Genomic DNA, 17,724 nt, shown 5'->3' with positions numbered 1-17,724 from the left:
GCCTAGCACGGATGGAACCAGTCGTTAACGATATGGGGCTAGGCTCTGGTCATGACGACGCGAGATCCAGACGACAAGAATTGGCCGGCCGACGACCCGATTTCCCGGGCAGCCGCCCTCGCCGCCTCGCTGCCCGCCGATCAGGCCGCCCGCCTGCTGGCCGATCTGTCCGCCGGCATGGCCGGCAAGGGCGAGCGCACCGCCCCCTTGCGTCAGGCGCTGATCGACCAGGCCAACCGGCAGCGGCCTCAGCGCGCCCGCCGGCTGTTCACCAGTCTCGTTCATCCCTTGCTGGTCGATGATCCCGAGGATGCCGATTCGCCCCTCGCCATGCCGCTGTGCTTCCGCCGGGCCGACATGGGCGGCATCTGGGGTGCCCTCGCCCGCGGCGCCTTCCCGGACAAGGCGGTCGAGGCCGCGAGTCTGATGGACGCGCTCTGCACCGAATGCCTGGTCGACGAGGCGATCGAGCGGCCCGAAGCCCAGGCCATGCGCGAGAAACTGCGCCTCGCGACCCTCGTCAAACTCAATCAGCTGGCGGCGGACCGCACCACCGTCGAGGCTTTCTGCACCCTCGCGAACATGATCCGCGAAAAGCAGCACGGTTTGCGCACCCGTCACATGACGCCGATCAGCCCCCAGCACCTGACCGATCTGGCCGAAGTGCTGGCGGCACAGCCGATATGGGCGCCGGCCGTCGCCGCTTTCCTTCGGGTGACGCCCCCTCATGCCGAGGCGATGGCGAGCGGTGAAGCCCTCGCCCGGGCCACGACTGAATTGTCGCAGGCCCTGCTGGCGGCCAATCTACCCTCGGCGACGGCGGATGTCCTGCCCGTCGCGCTCCTGAACCGCCGGGGCGCCTTCGGCTCCGTCGCCGTCATGCTGGCGCAGCGCGGCGCCGGCAAGGCCCTGCGGCTGGGCGAAGCCATGGTGGCCGCGCTGTCGGGCCAGTTCCAGTCCCACGTCGCGATGATGACGCAGGCCGCGACCAACACGCGGCATGAGGATTTTCCCATAACCCTTACCGACGAAATCAAGATTCGCCTCGGCAACAGCATGAACATGATCGACGAGATCGTGACCGCGGTGCGCGAGGCCGGACTTGCCGATGTCCCCCGCCTGTTCCCGATCCTGCGCGACGCGACCAATAATCTGATGGCTGAATTGGTGCGCAGCCCCCTGCAACGCACGTCGCTGCGCTATTCCGCCGCCCTGTTTCACCGCGCGCATGTCACCAGCGACACGACCGACGTCATGTTCCTGGTCGGTCAGCTCGTCCGGCTGCGGGCCCTGTTGCGGCCGACCGGCCTGCCCATCATCGCCCTCAACAAATGGCGCGACCAGCTGGTGGCCGATGTCGAATTCGCGGTGCAGAAGGCGACCCGGCTCGAGGATGGCGAAGACCCGCTGCTCGACCGCTTCCGCCACCTCGAGCGGATCGAGCGCCTGGCCGAGGTGATCGGCAGCACCATCGTGCCCATCCTGCAGCCGACCAGCCGCCACACCCAGCTCATCGTCGCCTCGCGGCTGGACGAACCCGGCCCGCTGGACGGCGTCGCGCTTCGACTCTGCACCGGCTACGTCAACACGGTCCGGGCGGAAATCGCCAAGGTGCGCTACTGGCGCAACCCCGACATGGTCGCCCTCGCCGAAAAGGCCACCGGCCGCGGCCTCTGACCGGCCGTGGGACTTACTCCGCGGCGCGAGGCAAGGAGGCCTCCAGTCGCACCTCGCGGTCGTGGAACGCCTTCAGGCTGGCACGGTGACCGATGGAGACCAGCGTCGTATCCGGCAGCCGCGCCTTGAGCATCCGGTAGAGCCGGCTTTCCATCTCCTCATCCATGGCCGAGGTCGCCTCGTCGAGGAACAGCCAGGCCGGCTTCTGCACCAGCGCCCGCGCGATGGCGAGACGCTGCAGCTCGCCGCCCGACAGGCGGTTCTGCCAGTGCCCCTCCTCGTCCAGCCGGTCGGCCAGGGCGGACAAATCGACATCGACCAGTGCCTGGCGCAATACGGCATCCGGCACGCTGGCCTCGGGCGCCGGATAGGCGACCGCCGCACGCAGGGTGCCAACCGGAACATAGGGTTTCTGCGGCAGGAACAGACGGCCCCGATCCTGCGCCGAGGCCGGAATGACGATCCTGCCGTCGGCAAAGGGCCAGACCCCCGCCAGCACCCGGAACAGGGTCGATTTGCCGGTACCCGAGGCGCCGACGATCAGCACGCTTTCGCCGGCCTTCAGGGTCAGGTCCATCGACAGCAGGGGCTTTTCATCGGGCAGACGGATGTCGATATCCACCGACCATTCGTCGCGCGGTCCCCGCTCCAGCTTGGCGGCACAGGCCTTCCGCTCCGCCACCTCGAGCGCCTCGATAAAGCCGGTCAGTCGCTGAACCGTCGCGACCCATTCGGCAAGGGTCGAATAGAGGCTGGCGAACCACGAAAAGGCATCCTGGACCCGGCCGAAGGCGCCCGCGGTCTGGGTCATGTGGCCGAAGGGAACATTGCCGACGAAATAGACCGGCCAGACGATCAGATAGGGCACGAGGACGACCGCCTGATCGAAGGCCGCCTGCAGACCCACCAGGAATTTCTGGCGGTTGACGATGGCCATGAAATTTTCGCGCACCCGCTCGAAGCGGCCCTTCAACCGGTCGCGCTCGACAAGGGCGCCGCCATAGAGCGCGATGGCCTCGGCATTCTCGCGCATACGGACGAGATCGAAGCGGAAATCCGCCTCCCGGCGCTCGCGGTTGAAGTTGAGGCCCACGAGCTTTCGCCCGACCAGATGGGAAATCCAGGTGATGAAGGCGGAATAGACCAGCGCGGCCCAGAACAGCAGGCCGGGAATCGTGATCTCGGTGCCCGCGACGGTGAAGGTCTCGATCGGCTCGGACAGGCCCCAGAGCACGACCGCGAAAGAGCCGAGGGTCGCCGCATTGGAGATGAAGCTGAGCGAGAGGCTGAGCGTGCGTTCGACGAAGAGGCGCAGGTCTTCCGCGATACGCTGGTCCGGGTTATCGGTCCGACCGTCGGCGAGCTGCAGCTTGTAATAGGATTCGGCGGTCGTCCAGCGCGCCACGAAATGATTGGTCAGCCAGGTCCGCCAGCGAATTTCAAACACCTGCTGAAGGATGTAGCGCAGCACGGCGATGGTGATGAAGACCGCCGCCAGCTGGGCGAATACGCCGACTTCGACCCAGAAGCCGTCCTGGTTCTTTTCCTGAAGCGCCGTGAAGAAGCGATTGTTCCAGTAGCTGAAACGGACGTTCAACTCGACGAGGACGAAGCTGAGACCGACGAGAAAGGCGAAGAAAGCCAGCGCCCAACGCCCGCCCGGCGACTTGAAATAGGGGACGGTCAAAGCCCACAACTGCTTCAGGAATGTCCAGGCCTTGCGCATCGGTCCCTCGATCAACTGCGGAATCGGCTCCGCAAACAGGCACGCACACCATGCCAGAATCCCGGCACAAATGCGGCGGAGATGGAACCATGCGAGACGGGAAGAAAGGTGTGAGCGAGATCACAGTAATGGGGCCGGGGGTAAAATCGCCCTGCCTCGAAAAGACCTTATTTCGGCCCGGAACCGGTACCAATTGCCGGACATTCTCTTCTCATGCCGCTGCTGACGAGGCGGCTTTCAGAAAAGGCCCCGCAAGGGGTACGACCTCCCCGGACCGGCCCTGCCCCTCGTCGGTCCACCCCAGCCCTGCACAGGGTCGTAAAGCCCGGCCATCCCCCTCTGGCCGGGCTTCCTTTTTATGCCCGTTTGGGTCAGGGCTTGCCGCCGGTGGCCGGCAGGCAATTCTCGATGATCTGGTAGCATTGCTCGAGCCGACGGGTCTGGCCGACATCCGAGCCGCCATAGACAACGCGGGCGACCGCCCCGTTTCGAATCGTGAAACTGGCCCGGCAGTTCTGGCTGTCGTCGACATAGGGCGCGCCGCCGACCGGCACGCCGAAGCCATAGCCGACATTGCCGGAGCCGCCGAAGACACCGATGCCGAAACTGGGCCCCGAGGGGTAACCGGTTATGTTGCGGCTTTCGTAAGTCAGAACCTCTTCGCCAGGCACCGTCTGCATGGCGGCGGTAGGCGCCCCGGCGCAGGACACGAGGTCGGCCTTGCGCATACCGATCAGGCTGTCCTGAGCCTGGAGCGCGGCGTCGGCGCGGGGACTGGCGCAGGCGCCGAGACCGGCGGCGGCGCCGGCCAGCAGAAACCAGACGAACTTGCGCGACATCTTCCTGTTCCTTCCCGTGGTGCCCGCTGCCGGGATCGAACCGGCACGGCAATGCCGAGCGATTTTAAGTCGCTTGCGTCTACCAATTCCGCCAAGCGGGCACGCAAGGAAGGCGGGAATCGGCCATCGCCGTCCCCACCCGGGTTGTAGCACGCAGGCCCGGCGCGTAAAGCTCGCTCAGTTGAGGACCGAGTAGCCCCGGTTACGCATACAATTGTCGATCACGCGGCGCTTTTCCTGTTCCGCATTCACCGTGCCGCGGGCGGCGCCGGTCGCCGCGCCGATACCGGCACCCGCGGCGAGGCCCTTGCCGAAATCGCCCGAGAACGAGCCGATGACGCCACCGGCGATGGCACCAAGCGCGGCCCCGCCAAGGGCGTTGGAGGCCGCCTCGTTACCGGTCGGCACCTGATCCGCGAGATTCTGGCAATAAGCGAGATCGTGCTCGTAATAGCCCGGAGGCGCCTTGGACATGGAAGGATCGACCACGGGACGATAGCCCGAGGCGCAGGCCGACAGGGCGAGCGCGGCGGCCAGCACGGCGACAGTCTTGTTCAACAGGGTTCTCCCCGATTCAGGATCGGTACTGCGCCGATTATAACGCCTGAAATGCGGCGGGGTTGCGTCCACCGTCACATTCCGGCCACTTCGCTGCCGTCAGTCGGGAATCTCGCCAGGATGCGGTTCGACCCCGGCCGCGACCAGGGCCGCCGTCAGCGCCGCCATGGCCGCCGACAAACGCGCCGGCTCGCGCCCGCGGAGGACAAGGGCCGTGCCGAAGCTGCCCTTTCGGAAGAAGGGGTAGCTGCCCATGTCGACGTCGGGATAGAGCTTCTGCACATCCTCGAGCAGGATCGCGATCCGGCTCTCGCCGACGAGGACGGAAACGGTTTCCGACTGCACCGTGCGGCCACCGGCGATATGGGGCCGCGTGCCTTCGAGCTGGGCCTTCATGATCGCGGGCACGCCGGCCAGCACGAAGACATTGCCGATCTTGAAGCCCGGCGCCTTCGATATCGGATTCTCGATCAGATCGGCGCCTTCCGGCACCCGCGCCATGCGGCGGCGCACCGGAGTCAATTCGCCCGGCGGATAATGCGTTTCGAGAAGAGCGATGGCCGCTGGATGTTCGATCAGCGCGAGGCCGAAAGCCCGGGCGATCGAATCGGCGGTGATGTCGTCGTGCGTGGGGCCGATGCCGCCCGTCGTGAAGACGTAATCGTAACGGGCCCGCAGCGCGTTGACGGCGGCGACGATCTCCGCCTCGACGTCCGGCACGACGCGGACTTCCCGCATCTCGACGCCCCAGCCGTTCAGGGTCTTGGCCAGATGCGCCAGATTGGCGTCCTGGGTCCGGCCCGACAGGATTTCATTGCCGATGATGGCAAGGGCAGCCGTGTAGATCCGCGGCGCAGTATCGTTGTTCGTCGTCGTCATGGTGGCGCACTATAGCGGATCAGCAGAAGATCGAAACCTCCATGCCGAAGTCCGCCAAGCGCATCACCCGTCCCGTCGCCGCCGACAGCACCAACGATCACGTCTTCGCCCAGCGGATCGACTGGAATCTGTTCAAGCTCTACGTCGAGATCATCCGCTCGGGCGGCATCGGCGCCGCCGCGCGCAAGCTGAACCGGCAGCAGCCCAGCATCAGCGCCGCGCTGAAACGGCTCGAGGACCAGATCGGCACCCGCCTGTGCACGCGAAGCGCGACCGGCATCGAGCCGACCGCCGCCGGCACCGCCCTCCTCAAGATCTGCGAGCAGATGGCCCTCGCCGCCCGCGACATCCCCCACGAAGTCGCCAAGGTCGCCGGCGTCGTCGAAGGCGCGATCCGCCTGCACATGATCTCCAATCTGGTCAGCCCGGCCTTCGAGCGCGCCCTCGTCGGCTTCAACGCCGCTTATCCGGGCATCGAGATCAAATTCGACATCGCCCCGCACAGCGCCGTCATTCGGGCCGTGTCCAAGGGCGAGGCGGAAATCGGCCTCGCCGGGGATACCGCCCCCGCGGCGGGCCTGACCTATCGGCCCCTGATGCGCGAGACCCAGCAGCTCTACTGCGGACCGCGCCATCCCCGCTTTGGCAGCGCCCCCGGCCATCCGGGCGATTTCATCGGCGACCGCTTCATCCTGACCGGCGAGGACGAAACCGAGCAATTACGCCAGTTCCGCCGCCGTTTCGGGCTGGGCCGCCGGGTCGGCGGCTATGCCGAGAACCTGCACGAGGTGCGCCGCCTGATCGAACTCGGCCTTGGCATCGGCTTTCTGCCCACGGTGGTCGCCGAGGCCGCGGGCAAGAGCCTGTGGCCGCTGCTGCCGCCTGAAATCCTGCCCAGTTACCATGTCTATGTCATCACGCGGGCGGAGTCTGACTGCAGCACCCCGACACTCCTGCTGGTCGAGGCGATCCAGGCCGAACTCGACAAGCTGGAGTCATAGATTTTATCTATGATCTGCATTGACATTTACCACCTACCGCACCGCACAATGGGCCGCCATGCTTTCGGGATCGCCCGTTCTTGGAGGCCGCCGTGGTGTCTGTCGCAACTCTCCGTGGACTTTGGCAGCGGTCGCTGATCGCCTGGCCCGACGGCCTGCGCGACACGACGACCAGCGTATACTGGCTGCAGGGCCCGAGTTTCTACGCCGATCTGCGCCAGCCGGCCGGCCGGCCCGACCTCTCCGGCATCCGCTGCCTCGACGATCTCGACCGCGAGGGCCTGATGTGGCTGGCCGGTCAGGAAGGTTTCGCGGGCGAGCTGACCTTCGACGGCACCTGTTTCGAATGGGCGCGCGCCCTCGATTTCCAGCCGAAGAGCCCCTATTCCGACTGCGGTTTCCTGCATTTCGAGGGTGATGTCCTGGTCGAGCGGGGCCGCGACGTCGCCTATGTCGAACATTGGCACCGTGGTCCCGAAGCGACCCTGCCGTCCTGCGCCGTGCGCCTGACCGAGGCCGGCGGGCGCCGTGCCGCCTTTCTGGTGCGGGCCGGCGACCAGTTCATGTTCGCCCGCGACCGCGCCACGCCCCTGCCGGAGGCGGACAGCCTCGCCGATATCGTGAAGGCGGCGCCCGACATGGCCCATGCCCGCGACCTTCTCGATTGCGAATTGTCTTTCGGTCATGTCGGCGATGACGGTTGGCTGATCACCCGGTCCAGCCTGCCCTACCGCGAAGGCATGGGCCTCGCCCCGGTGACCGGCCACGGCGGCGCCCTGCTGCTGACCGCGGATGTCGCCCGGGACGGCACGCCGATCAGCCGTGAATGGCAGATCGAGGCGCTTCAGGGCGTCCTGACCGATCTCGTCGATTTTTCCGCCCTGCGCCCGACGGCGCTCGCCCGCTGACCCTGTAACGAGGAGAGTATAGATGAAACGAATGGCCTGTCTCGCCGCCGCGCTTCTGAGCTGTCTCGCCCTGATCGTCAGCCCGGCTTCGGCCGAGAGCAAGACGAAGTTCCGGGTCGCGACCACGATCTATGCCGGCTTCATGCCCTGGTTCTATGCCCAGGAAGCCGGCATCATCAAGAAATGGGCCGACAAATACGGCATCGAGATCGACCTCGTGCAGGTGCCCGACTATATCGAGTCCGTGAACCAGTATACCGCCGGCCAGTTCGACGGCGTGCTGATCGCCAGCATGGACGCACTGACCATCCCGGCTGCCGGCGGTGTCGATTCCACCGTCCTCGTCATGGGCGACTATTCCAACGGCAACGACGGCATCGTGTTGAAGGGCAAGGGCAAGACCGTCGCCGATCTGAAGGGCGCGACCGTCCATCTGGTGCAGTTCTCGGTGTCGCACTACCTGCTGGCCCGCGCCCTCGAAAGTGTCGGGCTCAAGGAAGCCGATCTGAAGACCGTGAACGTCTCCGACGCCGATTTCGTCGCCGCCTTCTCGACCCCCGACGTGCAGGCGATCGTCGCCTGGAAGCCGGCCCTGTCGGATATCGAGGCCATGGCCGATGTCTCGCCCATCTTCGACAGCTCGAAGATCCCGGCGGAAATCCTCGACGTCGCCATCGTCCATACCGAGATGCTCAAGGATAACCCCGCCCTCGGCAAGGCCCTGGTCGGCGCCTGGTACGAAACCCTCGACCTGATCGGCAAGGGCGACGCCAAGAGCAAGGAGGCGATGGAGTTCATGGCCAAGGCCGCGGGCACCGATATCCCGGGCTTCGAGACCCAGCTCGCCACCACTCATCTGTTCAAGACCCCGGCCGAAGCCGTCGCCTTCTATCGCAGCAAGGAAATGGCCGACGCCCTCACCCTCGTCTCGAAGTTCAGCTTCGATCACGGCTTGCTCGGTGAAGGCGCCAAGAGCCCCGACGCCATCGGCCTCGGCCTGCCCGGCGGCAAGGTGCTGGGCGATCCGGCCAATGTGAAGCTGCGCTACGACGACACCTACACGGCGATGGCGGCCGAAGGAAAGCTGTAACCGCCGGCACCACACGAGGACCGACAGCCATGGCGACGCCCGGCGATTTCACCAGCCTTCCGGTGATCGACATCTCCCCCCTCTTCGGCGCCGACACGGCGGCGAAGCGGCGGGTGGTCGAGGCGCTGGGCGAGACCGCCCGCACCATCGGCTTCCTCTATGTCACCGGCCACGGCATGGCGCCAGGGCTGTTCGACGATCTGCTGGCCGCGGCGAAGGAATTCTTCGCCCGGCCGGTCGACGAGAAGATGCAGGTCTATATCGGCAAGTCCAGCAATCACCGGGGTTACGTTCCGGTGGGCGAGGAAGTGATCTACGGCGGCGTGCCCGACCAGAAGGAAGCCTTTGACCTGTCGCAGGACCTGCCGGCGGACGACGTGGATTACCTCGCCGGCAATCCCATGCTGGGCCCCAACCAGTGGCCCTCCCTGCCCGGCTTCAAAGAGAGAGTGGGCGCCTATTACGATGGCGTCATGCAGGTCGGCCGCACGCTGCTGCGTGCCTTCGCCGAGGCGCTGGGCCAGGACCAGTCGCTGTTCGACAGCTATGTGACCAAGCCGCCGAGCCAGCTTCGCCTCGTGCATTATCCCTTCAGTCCGAACGCGCCCGGCAATGCCTTCGGCATCAGCCCGCACACCGACATGGAATGTTTCACCCTGCTGCGGGTAACCGCCCCCGGGCTCGAGGTGATGAACGGCAAGGGCGACTGGATCGACGTGCCGCCCCTTGAGAATGCCTTCGTCGTCAATATCGGCGACATGCTGGAGGTCTGGACCAACGGCCAGTTCGTCGCCACCTCGCACCGGGTGCGCAAGGTGAAGGAGGAACGCTATTCGTTCCCCCTGTTCTTCAATGTCGATTACGACACCGTGGTCGCCCCCCTGCCCTGTTTCACCGGCGAAGAACCCTCGAAATACAGGCCGGTGAAGGCGGGCGAGCATCTCTTCGCCGTCACGGCGCAGGGTTTCGTCTATCTGCAGAAACGGGTCGCCGCGGGCGAGATCGCCCTGCCCGAGGGCGCCAGCGGCACCCATGAATTCGGCCAGCACGCCCGCCATGCTGATCAGGCGCGGGCCTGAGGTTACGATCATGTCCAAGACCAACGCTTTCACCAGCCTGCCCATCGTCGATATTTCCGCCCTGCGCGGCACCGACCCGGTCGCCCGGGCGCGGGTCGCCGCCGAACTCGGCGATGCCGCGCGGAACATCGGCTTTCTCTATGTCACCGGCCACGGCATGGCGCCGTCGCTGTTCGACGATCTCGTGGCGGCGGCGACGGAATTCTTCGCCCGCCCGGTCGACGAGAAGATGAAGGTCTATATCGGCCAGTCGACCAATCACCGCGGCTATGTCCCGGTGGGCGAGGAAGTCTTCTACGGTGCCTCCAAGGACCTGAAGGAAGCCTATGACCTCGCCGAGGATCTGCCAGCGGACGACGCGGATTATGTCGCCGGCAATCCGATGCTCGGGCCGAACCAGTGGCCCGAACTGCCGGGCTTCCGGACACGTGTCGGCGCCTATTACGATGCGGTGATGTCGGTCGGCCGCGACCTCCTCCACGGTTTCGCGGAGGCGCTGGGCCAGGCGCCCGACTTCTTCGATGAATTCGTCACCAAGCCGCCGAGCCAGCTCCGCCTCGTCCATTACCCGTTCAACCCGGAAGCGGTCGATGCCACCGGCATCGGCGCCCATACGGATTACGAGTGCTTCACCCTGCTGCATGTGACGGCACCGGGGCTCGAGGTCATGAACGGTGCCGGCGAATGGATCGACATTCCGCCCCTGCCCGGCGCCTTCGTCGTCAATATCGGCGACATGCTGGAAACCTGGACCAACGGCCTCTTCACCGCGACCAGCCACCGGGTGCGCAAGGTGCAGGAGGAGCGTTACTCCTTCCCGCTGTTCTTCAATGTCGACTACTACACCCGGGTCGCGCCCCTGCCCGCCTTCATCCGCGAGGGCGAACCGGTCCGGCCGGCCCTGGTTGCGGGTGAGCATCTGCACGCCCAGACGGCGCAGAGCTTCACTTACCTGCGCAAGCGGATCGAGGCCGGCACGTTGAAACTGCCGGAAAGCGCCCTCGGCCTGTCGTCCTTCGGTCAGGAAGCGCGCCAGAAGATCGCCCGCTGACGCCGCGCCTTCCCTCTTCGTGATCATCTGTCACGAAATCCGGGCCGCGTTTCGCTATCCTCCCCCTCGTCGTTCCGGCGAAGGCCGGAACCTTTCGGGGGATGGGCGCCCTTATCGGACGAAGACCCCGGCCTTCGCCGGGGGGACGAACGATGGAGAAGCGCCGCTCCCGTGCCGAACAGACCGGGGAGGGAATCGGCCATGCGTGTCCATCATCTGAATGCCGCCACCATGTGCCCGCGTGGCGCCGCTCTCATCACCGGCAAGGGCGGGCTGCTGGAACGGGCCACCATGGTCTGCCATGTCCTCGCCATCGAGACGGCGGAGGGCCTCGTCCTGGTCGATACCGGCCTCGGCACTGGGGATATCGCCCGGCCCTCGCGCCTTGGCCTCACCTTCACCGCCGTCCTCGCCCCCCGGCTCGATCCTGCCGAGACCGCGCTGGCGCAAGTAAAGGCCCTCGGCTTTGCCGCCGACGATGTGCGCCATATCGTGCTGACCCATCTCGATCTCGACCACGCGGGCGGCCTCGGCGATTTCCCCAAGGCCCGCGTCCATGTCCATGCCCGCGAGCACGAGGCGGCGATGGCGCGCAAGGACATGATGGCGAAATCCCGCTACATCCCCGGCCAATGGGCCCATGGCCCGTCCTGGCAGCTTTACGATGCGACGGGGGAGGACTGGTTCGGCTTCGCCGGGGTCCGCGCCCTCTTCGCCGACGAAGGCGATGTGCTGCTGATCCCGCTGCATGGCCACACGCGGGGCCATTGCGGCGTCGCGGTGCGCGACGGGGACGGCTGGATGCTGCACGCGGGTGACGCCTATTTCCACACCCATTCCCTCGACGCCGAGCCGACGGCCCCGCTCGGCATCCGGCTGTTCCAGCAATTGACCGACACGATCGGCGCCGAGCGCCGCCGCAATCAGGAAAGGCTGCGCCAGTTGCGCCAGTCGCGCGGGCGGGAGGTGCGGATTTTCTGCGCCCACGACCCGGATGAATTCGACGCCTGCTGCGCCGGGCGGCCCTTGTGAATTTCGCCACGCCCCTCGTCCCCGGACGGCTGGTCCGGCGCTACAAGCGTTTCCTCGCCGACGTGATCATCGACGGCGAGACGGAGCCGGTCACCGCCCATTGCGCCAATCCCGGCTCCATGCTCGGCCTCGCCACGCCGGGCGCCCGGGTCTTCGTCGAGCGGTCGGACGACCCCAAACGCAAGCTGCGCTGGTCGTGGCGCCTCGTCGAGGCGGCGGACACGCTGGTCGGCATCGACACCGGATATGCCAACGCCGTGGTCGCCGAGGCGCTGGCGGCGGGGCGGATTCCCGAACTCGCCGGTTTCACCTCCACCCGTGCCGAAGTCGCCTATGGCACCGGCAGCCGGGTCGACTTCCTGCTGGAGGGCCCGGGGCGCTGTTTCCTCGAAGTGAAGAGCGTGACCCTGTCGCGTCGCCCGGGCCTTGCCGAATTTCCCGACAGCGTGACCGCCCGGGGCACCAAACATCTGGGCGAACTCGTCGCCGAGATCGACAGGGGCCACCGCGCCGTCCTGCTCTATCTCGTGCAGCGGAACGACGCTGCCGCCTTCGCTCCCGCCGCCGATATCGACCCCGCCTATGTGGAAGCCTTCCAAAAAGCACGGGCGCGGGGCCTGCTGGCCCTGTGCCATGCTTGCACCGTCACACCGGCGGGCATTACCCTCGGCAGACCGGTTCCCATGGCGGATTGACAATGAACAGGACCACCGAGGCCAAGGCCCGCGACGAAGAAGAAGACGCCTACGCCCACCGGCGCACGGACAAGATCAAGATTCATGGCGCGGCGGATTTCGACGGGATGCGCGCGGCCGGCCGGCTGGGCGCCGCCTGCCTCGACATGCTGACGCCCGAGGTAAAGCCCGGCGTATCCACCCGAAGGCTCGACGACCTCGCCCGGGAATTCATCCTCGATCACGGCGCCTGGCCGGCGCCCTATAATTACCGGGGCTTTCCGGGTTCGATCTGCACCTCGCTCAATCATGTGATCTGCCACGGCATCCCGGGCGACAAGATCTGCAAGGATGGCGACATCCTGAACATCGACGTCACCGTCATCCTCGATGGCTGGCATGGCGACACCAACCGCACCTATCTGGTCGGCAATGTGCCGCTGAAGGCGCGCCGCCTGGTCGATGTCACCTATGAAGCCATGATGCGCGGGATCGAGGCGGTGAAGCCCGGCGCCACCTTCGGCGACATCGGCGCCGCCATCCAGACCTATGCCGAGGGTTTCGGTCTGTCGGTCGTGCGCGACTTTTGCGGCCATGGCCTGGGCCGGGTGTTCCACGACGCGCCCAACGTCCTGCACTACGGCAAGCCCGGCACCGGCCAGAAGATCGAGGCCGGCATGTTCTTCACCATCGAGCCGATGATCAACATCGGCAAGCCGGACGTCCGGATGCTGAGCGACGGCTGGACCGCGGTCACCCGCGACCGCTCGCTCTCCGCCCAGTTCGAGCACGCGGTGGGCGTGACCGAGACCGGGGTCGAGATTTTCACCCTCTCCCCCGCCGGTTACACCAAGCCGCCCTATGCCGTCTGAGTCCGACCGCCAGAAGGACCTGCTGCAAGAGGCGCCGGTGGCCGAGGCCGCGCCCCATTACCATGGCCATCGCGCCCGCCTGCGCGCCCGTTTCCGCGAGACGGGCGGGCAAGGAATGCCGGATTACGAAATCCTCGAACTCCTGCTGGCGCTCGCGATTCCCCGGCGCGACGTGAAGCCGCTGGCCAAGGATCTGCTGGCCCGCTTCGGCACTTTCGCCAATCTGATCTCCGCCCCCCTCGACCAGATCGAGGCGCAGGAGGGCCTGGGCGAGGTCGCGGCCATCGCCCTGAAGACCGTGCGCGAGGCGGCGCTGCGCCTGCTCGCCGCCGAGGTGATGCAGAGGCCCGTCATCTCGTCGTGGAACGCCCTGCTCGACTATTGCCGCGCCCGCCTCGCCCGCGAGAGCCGGGAGGAGACCCGCGTGCTCTTCCTCGACCGCAAGAATGTCCTGATCGCGGATGAAGGTCACGGCAAGGGCACGGTCGACCAGTCGCCGCTCTATATCCGCGAAGTGGTGAAACGCGCCCTCGACCATGCCGCCTCGGCGGTCATCCTCGTGCACAACCACCCGTCGGGCGACCCGGCGCCGAGCCGGGCCGACATCGACATGACCCGCGACCTCGCCACCGCATTGAAAGCCGTCGGCATCGGCCTGCACGACCATCTGGTCATCGGCCGTCAGGGCCACGCCAGCTTCAAGAGCCTCGGATTGCTGTGATCGCATCGGCACGCGCAACGATTCTCTAAGGTTGCAGAATCATAAAATACATCTTCTGATTATCTCCCGGGCGACACAACCGGGGGGATGGGCGTGGACGAACTGTCGAGCGATGCGGGGGCAGCCCGGATCGAAGCCTTCATCGCGGCCTGGGGCGACTCCGGCGGCGGCGAGCGCGCCAATTTCCAGAGTTTCGTGCGCGACCTCTGCGACCTGCTGGACCTGCCCCGGCCCCAGCCCTTTCGTGCCGACAACCGCCTGAACGACTATGTTTTCGAGCGCCCGGTGACCTTCCATCACCCGGATGGCAGCCACACGCCCGGTTTCATCGACCTCTACAAGCGCGGCTGTTTCGTGATCGAGGGCAAGCAGAGCGCGAAGCGGCAGGCCATGGCGGCCGACCCTGGCGCGACGGCGACCGCACGGCGCGGCACCGCCTGGCGCGGCACGCGGGGCTGGGACAGCGCCATGCTGAACGCCCGCCGGCAGGCCGAGGATTACGCCAAGGCCCTGCCCGGCGATCACGGCTGGCCGCCCATTCTCGCCGTCATCGACGTTGGCCATGTGATCGAGCTTTATGCCGACTTCTCGGGTCAAGGCAAGAATTACGCCCAGTTCCCCGACCGGCGCGAGTTCCGCATCGCCCTCGACGACCTGCGCCGGCCCGACATCCGCGCCCGCCTGCGCCTGATGTGGCGCGCGCCCGAGGAACTGGACCCCGCCCGCCACGCCGCCGAGGTAACGGCCGAGGTCGCGGCCCGGCTGGCCCGCGTCGCCCGCCGACTGGAGGCGCGCGGCCATGCCCCCGGCACGGTCGCCGAATTCCTGATGCGCTGCCTTATCACCATGTTCGCCGAGGACACGGGCCTGCTGCCCGACCGGGTTTTCGCCCGCCTGCTGGCCGAGACCGAGGCGACCCCGGCGAATTTCCGCCCGCTGGTCGAGGACCTGTGGCGGGCGATGGACCGGGGCGGTTTCGCCGCCTCGGTCCGCCTGCTGGTGAAACGCTTCAACGGCGGCCTGTTCCGCAACCCCGTGGGTCTCGATCTCGACGCCGGGGATATCCGCGAGTTGCGCGACGCCGCCGCGCGTGACTGGCGCGAGGTCGAGCCGGCGATCTTCGGCACCCTGCTCGAAAGCGCCCTAGACCCCGGCGACCGCCACCGGCTGGGCGCCCATTACACCCCCCGGCCCTATGTCGAGCGGCTGGTGATCCCGACCGTGCTGGAGCCGCTGAGGCGCGACTGGCAACAGGTCCAGACTCTGGCCGAGACCCTGGTCAGCGAAGGTAAGTCGGCGGAGGCGGTCGCGGCGGTGCGTGAATTCCACCGCGCGCTCTGCGCCGTCCGGGTGCTGGACCCCGCCTGCGGCACGGGCAATTTCCTCTATGTCGCGATGGAGTTGATGAAGCGCCTCGAAGGGGAAATTCTCGATTACCTGCTGCACCTCGGCGACACGCAGGAAATGCTCGACCTGTCGGACCGCATGGTCGATCCGCACCAGTTCCTCGGCCTCGACCTCAATCCAAGGGCGGTGCAGATCGCCGACCTCGTGCTCTGGATCGGTTACATCAAGTGGCAGATCAGGACCGGTGGCCGCAGCGACATCGAGGAGCCGATCCTGCGCGCCTTCGACAATATCCGCCATCAGGACGCCATCCTGCGTCACGACGGCAGGGTGCCGGTGCTGGACGGCGACGGCCGGCCGCGCAGCCGTTGGGACGGCCGCACGATGCGTGCCGATCCCCTGATCGGACAGGAGGTACCGGACGAAACCGCCCGCGTTCCCCTCGAACAATACCTGCGGCCGCGCCCGGCGATCTGGCCCGAGGCGGAATTCGTCATCGGCAATCCGCCCTTCATCGCCGGCAAGGACATGCGCGCCGAACTCGGCGACGGTTACGCCGAAGCCTGCTGGGCGGTACGGCCCCATGTCCCCGGCGGCGCCGATTTCGTCATGCAGTTCTGGGATCACGCGGCCGAATTGCTGCGCGCCGGGCGCATCCGCCGCTTCGGCTTCATCACCACCAATTCGATCACCCAGACCTTCTCGCGCCGGGTGATCGAGCATCACATGGCCGCCCGTCCGGCCCTTTCCCTGCTCTATGCCATCGCCGATCACCCGTGGCTGAAGAGCGCCGACAAGGCCGCCGTCCGCATCGCCATGACCGTCGCCGGCCCCGGCGCCGAGGCGGGACGGCTGATGACCGTGTCGGCGGAAAACGACCTCGCCACCGACAAGCCGCAGGTGAACTTGACCGAGCGGCGGGGCGCGATCAGGGCCAACCTCTCCATCGGCGCCGACCTGTCGAGGGCTCTGCCCCTGCGCGCCAGCCAGGGCCTGTGCAGCCCGGGTGTGAAACTCCATGGTGCCGGTTTCATCGTCACCCCAGACGAGGCCGCCGCGCGCCTCGGCCTCGGCACCGTGCCCGGGCTGGAGCACCACATCCGCCCCTATCGCAACGGCAGGGATCTCACCGCGACACCTCGGGGCGTTATGGTAATCGACCTGTTCGGCCTGACAGCCGATCAGGTCCGGACGAGATTCCCGGCCGTTTATCAAAGGCTGCTCGACCGCGTCCGCCCCGAAAGAGAAGCCAAGCGCGAAGCCTCCAAGGACAGTGCCGCCTACGCCGACAAATGGTGGTTGTTCGGCAAGCCGCGCGGCGATCTGCGCGAGGCCTTGGCCTCGCTTCCCCGCTACATCGCCACGGTGGAGACGGCGAAGCATCGGACCTTCGTTTTCCTGGACCACCAAATCCTGCCGGACAATATGGTGGTCGCCATCGCGCTCGCCGAAGGCGAGGTGTTGGCCATTCTGTCCTCCCGCATTCATGTCGTCTGGGCGCTTGCCGCGGGAGGACGTATGGGAGTCGGCAACGATCCCCGTTACAACAAGACCCGCTGCTTCGACCCCTTCCCCTTTCCCGTGTTGAGCGCCGCCGCGCGGACGCGCCTGCGCTCGCTCGGCGAGCGGCTGGATGCCTTCCGCAAGGAGCGTCTGGCGGCCCATCCCGGCCTGACCATGACCGGGCTTTACAATCAGCTGGATCGGCTGCGCGCCCTCGACGCCGATCCGGGGGCAGAGCCGCTGACGGCGCAGGAGCGGGCGGTGCACGAGGCCGGCCTCGTCTCCATCCTGCGACAGCTGCACGACGAGATCGACGGCGCGGTCGCCGAGGCCTATGGCTGGCCCGCCGCGCTGGACGAAGCCGACATCCTCGAGCGGCTCATCGCGCTGAACGGCGCGCGGCAGGTGGAAGAGCGGCGCGGCGAGGTGCGCTGGCTGCGGCCCGAATTCCAGCGTCCGCGTTTCGCCGAAGGCGGGGCGGCCGAACAGGTGGAAGCCGGCATCGAGGTTCCGCTGGCCGCCGCCCCCCTGCCCACCGGTCCCCTGCCCCCCTGGCCCGGGCGCCTGCCCGACCAGATCCGCCTGGTGCATGATGCCCTGCATCGCCACGGCGCGCCGGTTTCCGTCGACACATTGTCGGCGGGCTTCACCGGCGGCCGGGGCCGGCGCGCGCGGGTGGCGGAGTTGCTGGAGGTGATGACGATCCACGGCCAGCTGCGGGGCGACGGCGGGCGCTATTTCCTCGCGCGCTGAGAATGGCCGCCATG

Annotated in this window: 15 protein-coding genes and 1 tRNA gene; 11 read left to right on the top strand and 5 right to left on the bottom strand. The window is 67.0% G+C overall.

Annotated elements, in window-relative coordinates:
* The first annotated feature begins 51 nt into the window (after window positions 1-51).
* Window positions 52-1,677 (top strand): hypothetical protein, encoded by a 1,626-nt coding sequence (locus DKG74_RS01495; protein ID WP_109901870.1) that lies wholly within the window; start codon window positions 52-54, stop codon window positions 1,675-1,677.
* 13 nt (window positions 1,678-1,690) lie between these two features.
* Here DKG74_RS01495 and DKG74_RS01490 read toward each other — a convergent pair whose 3' ends face one another.
* The 5 genes from DKG74_RS01490 to DKG74_RS01470 form a co-directional block, all read right to left on the bottom strand.
* Window positions 1,691-3,403, bottom strand: coding sequence for an ABC transporter ATP-binding protein/permease (locus tag DKG74_RS01490; RefSeq protein ID WP_109901868.1), 1,713 nt, complete (start codon window positions 3,401-3,403; stop codon window positions 1,691-1,693).
* 371 nt (window positions 3,404-3,774) lie between these two features.
* Complete coding sequence (locus DKG74_RS01485; protein ID WP_109901866.1) at window positions 3,775-4,242, bottom strand: hypothetical protein; 468 nt, start codon at window positions 4,240-4,242, stop codon at window positions 3,775-3,777.
* Window positions 4,243-4,259: 17 nt separating this feature from the next.
* Window positions 4,260-4,343, bottom strand: a tRNA-Leu gene (locus tag DKG74_RS01480).
* A gap of 76 nt (window positions 4,344-4,419) precedes the next feature.
* Window positions 4,420-4,800, bottom strand: a complete 381-nt coding sequence (locus DKG74_RS01475; protein ID WP_109901864.1) for a glycine zipper family protein — start codon at window positions 4,798-4,800, stop codon at window positions 4,420-4,422.
* Between the two features lie 99 nt (window positions 4,801-4,899).
* Complete coding sequence (locus tag DKG74_RS01470; protein ID WP_109901862.1) at window positions 4,900-5,679, bottom strand: competence/damage-inducible protein A; 780 nt, start codon at window positions 5,677-5,679, stop codon at window positions 4,900-4,902.
* Window positions 5,680-5,720: 41 nt separating this feature from the next.
* On the opposite strand from DKG74_RS01470, the gene DKG74_RS01465 reads away from it, so the two are divergent.
* The 10 genes from DKG74_RS01465 (at window position 5,721) to DKG74_RS01420 (ending at window position 17,710) form a co-directional block, all read left to right on the top strand.
* Complete coding sequence (locus DKG74_RS01465) at window positions 5,721-6,680, top strand: LysR family transcriptional regulator (RefSeq protein ID WP_109901860.1); 960 nt, start codon at window positions 5,721-5,723, stop codon at window positions 6,678-6,680.
* Window positions 6,681-6,772: 92 nt separating this feature from the next.
* Window positions 6,773-7,588, top strand: coding sequence for a hypothetical protein (locus tag DKG74_RS01460; protein ID WP_133251462.1), 816 nt, complete (start codon window positions 6,773-6,775; stop codon window positions 7,586-7,588).
* Between the two features lie 22 nt (window positions 7,589-7,610).
* Window positions 7,611-8,678, top strand: coding sequence for a putative urea ABC transporter substrate-binding protein (locus tag DKG74_RS01455; RefSeq protein WP_109901856.1), 1,068 nt, complete (start codon window positions 7,611-7,613; stop codon window positions 8,676-8,678).
* A 29-nt stretch (window positions 8,679-8,707) separates the two neighbouring features.
* A complete protein-coding gene (locus tag DKG74_RS01450; protein WP_109901854.1) occupies window positions 8,708-9,757 on the top strand; it encodes an isopenicillin N synthase family dioxygenase in 1,050 nt (349 codons plus the stop codon).
* 10 nt (window positions 9,758-9,767) lie between these two features.
* Window positions 9,768-10,808 carry an isopenicillin N synthase family dioxygenase gene (locus DKG74_RS01445; protein ID WP_109902617.1) on the top strand — a complete coding sequence of 347 codons (1,041 nt, stop codon included), beginning with the start codon at window positions 9,768-9,770 and terminating at the stop codon, window positions 10,806-10,808.
* 201 nt (window positions 10,809-11,009) lie between these two features.
* Entirely contained in the window at window positions 11,010-11,840 is an 831-nt protein-coding gene (locus DKG74_RS01440; RefSeq protein ID WP_109901852.1) for an MBL fold metallo-hydrolase, read from the top strand.
* The gene (gene sfsA, locus DKG74_RS01435) at window positions 11,837-12,535 is read left to right on the top strand and encodes a DNA/RNA nuclease SfsA (protein WP_109901850.1); all 699 of its coding nucleotides are present in this window, start codon (window positions 11,837-11,839) and stop codon (window positions 12,533-12,535) included. Before DKG74_RS01440 ends, sfsA begins: the two co-directional genes overlap by 4 nt.
* A 2-nt stretch (window positions 12,536-12,537) precedes the next feature.
* Window positions 12,538-13,386: a type I methionyl aminopeptidase gene (gene map / locus DKG74_RS01430; protein ID WP_109901848.1), complete on the top strand. Its 849-nt coding sequence runs from the start codon at window positions 12,538-12,540 to the stop codon at window positions 13,384-13,386.
* Entirely contained in the window at window positions 13,376-14,107 is a 732-nt protein-coding gene (gene radC, locus DKG74_RS01425) for a RadC family protein (RefSeq protein WP_109901846.1), read from the top strand. Before map ends, radC begins: the two co-directional genes overlap by 11 nt.
* Before the next feature lie 93 nt (window positions 14,108-14,200).
* On the top strand, window positions 14,201-17,710 hold the full coding sequence (locus tag DKG74_RS01420; RefSeq protein ID WP_133251461.1) for a class I SAM-dependent DNA methyltransferase: 3,510 nt from the start codon (window positions 14,201-14,203) through the stop codon (window positions 17,708-17,710).
* The last annotated feature ends 14 nt before the right edge of the window (window positions 17,711-17,724 follow it).

Source organism: Zavarzinia aquatilis (assembly GCF_003173035.1).
GTDB classification, from domain to species: Bacteria; Pseudomonadota; Alphaproteobacteria; order Zavarziniales; family Zavarziniaceae; genus Zavarzinia; species Zavarzinia aquatilis.
The sequence above is the reverse complement of the archived record's forward strand: the minus strand, read 5'-3'. Positions and strand labels throughout refer to the sequence as shown.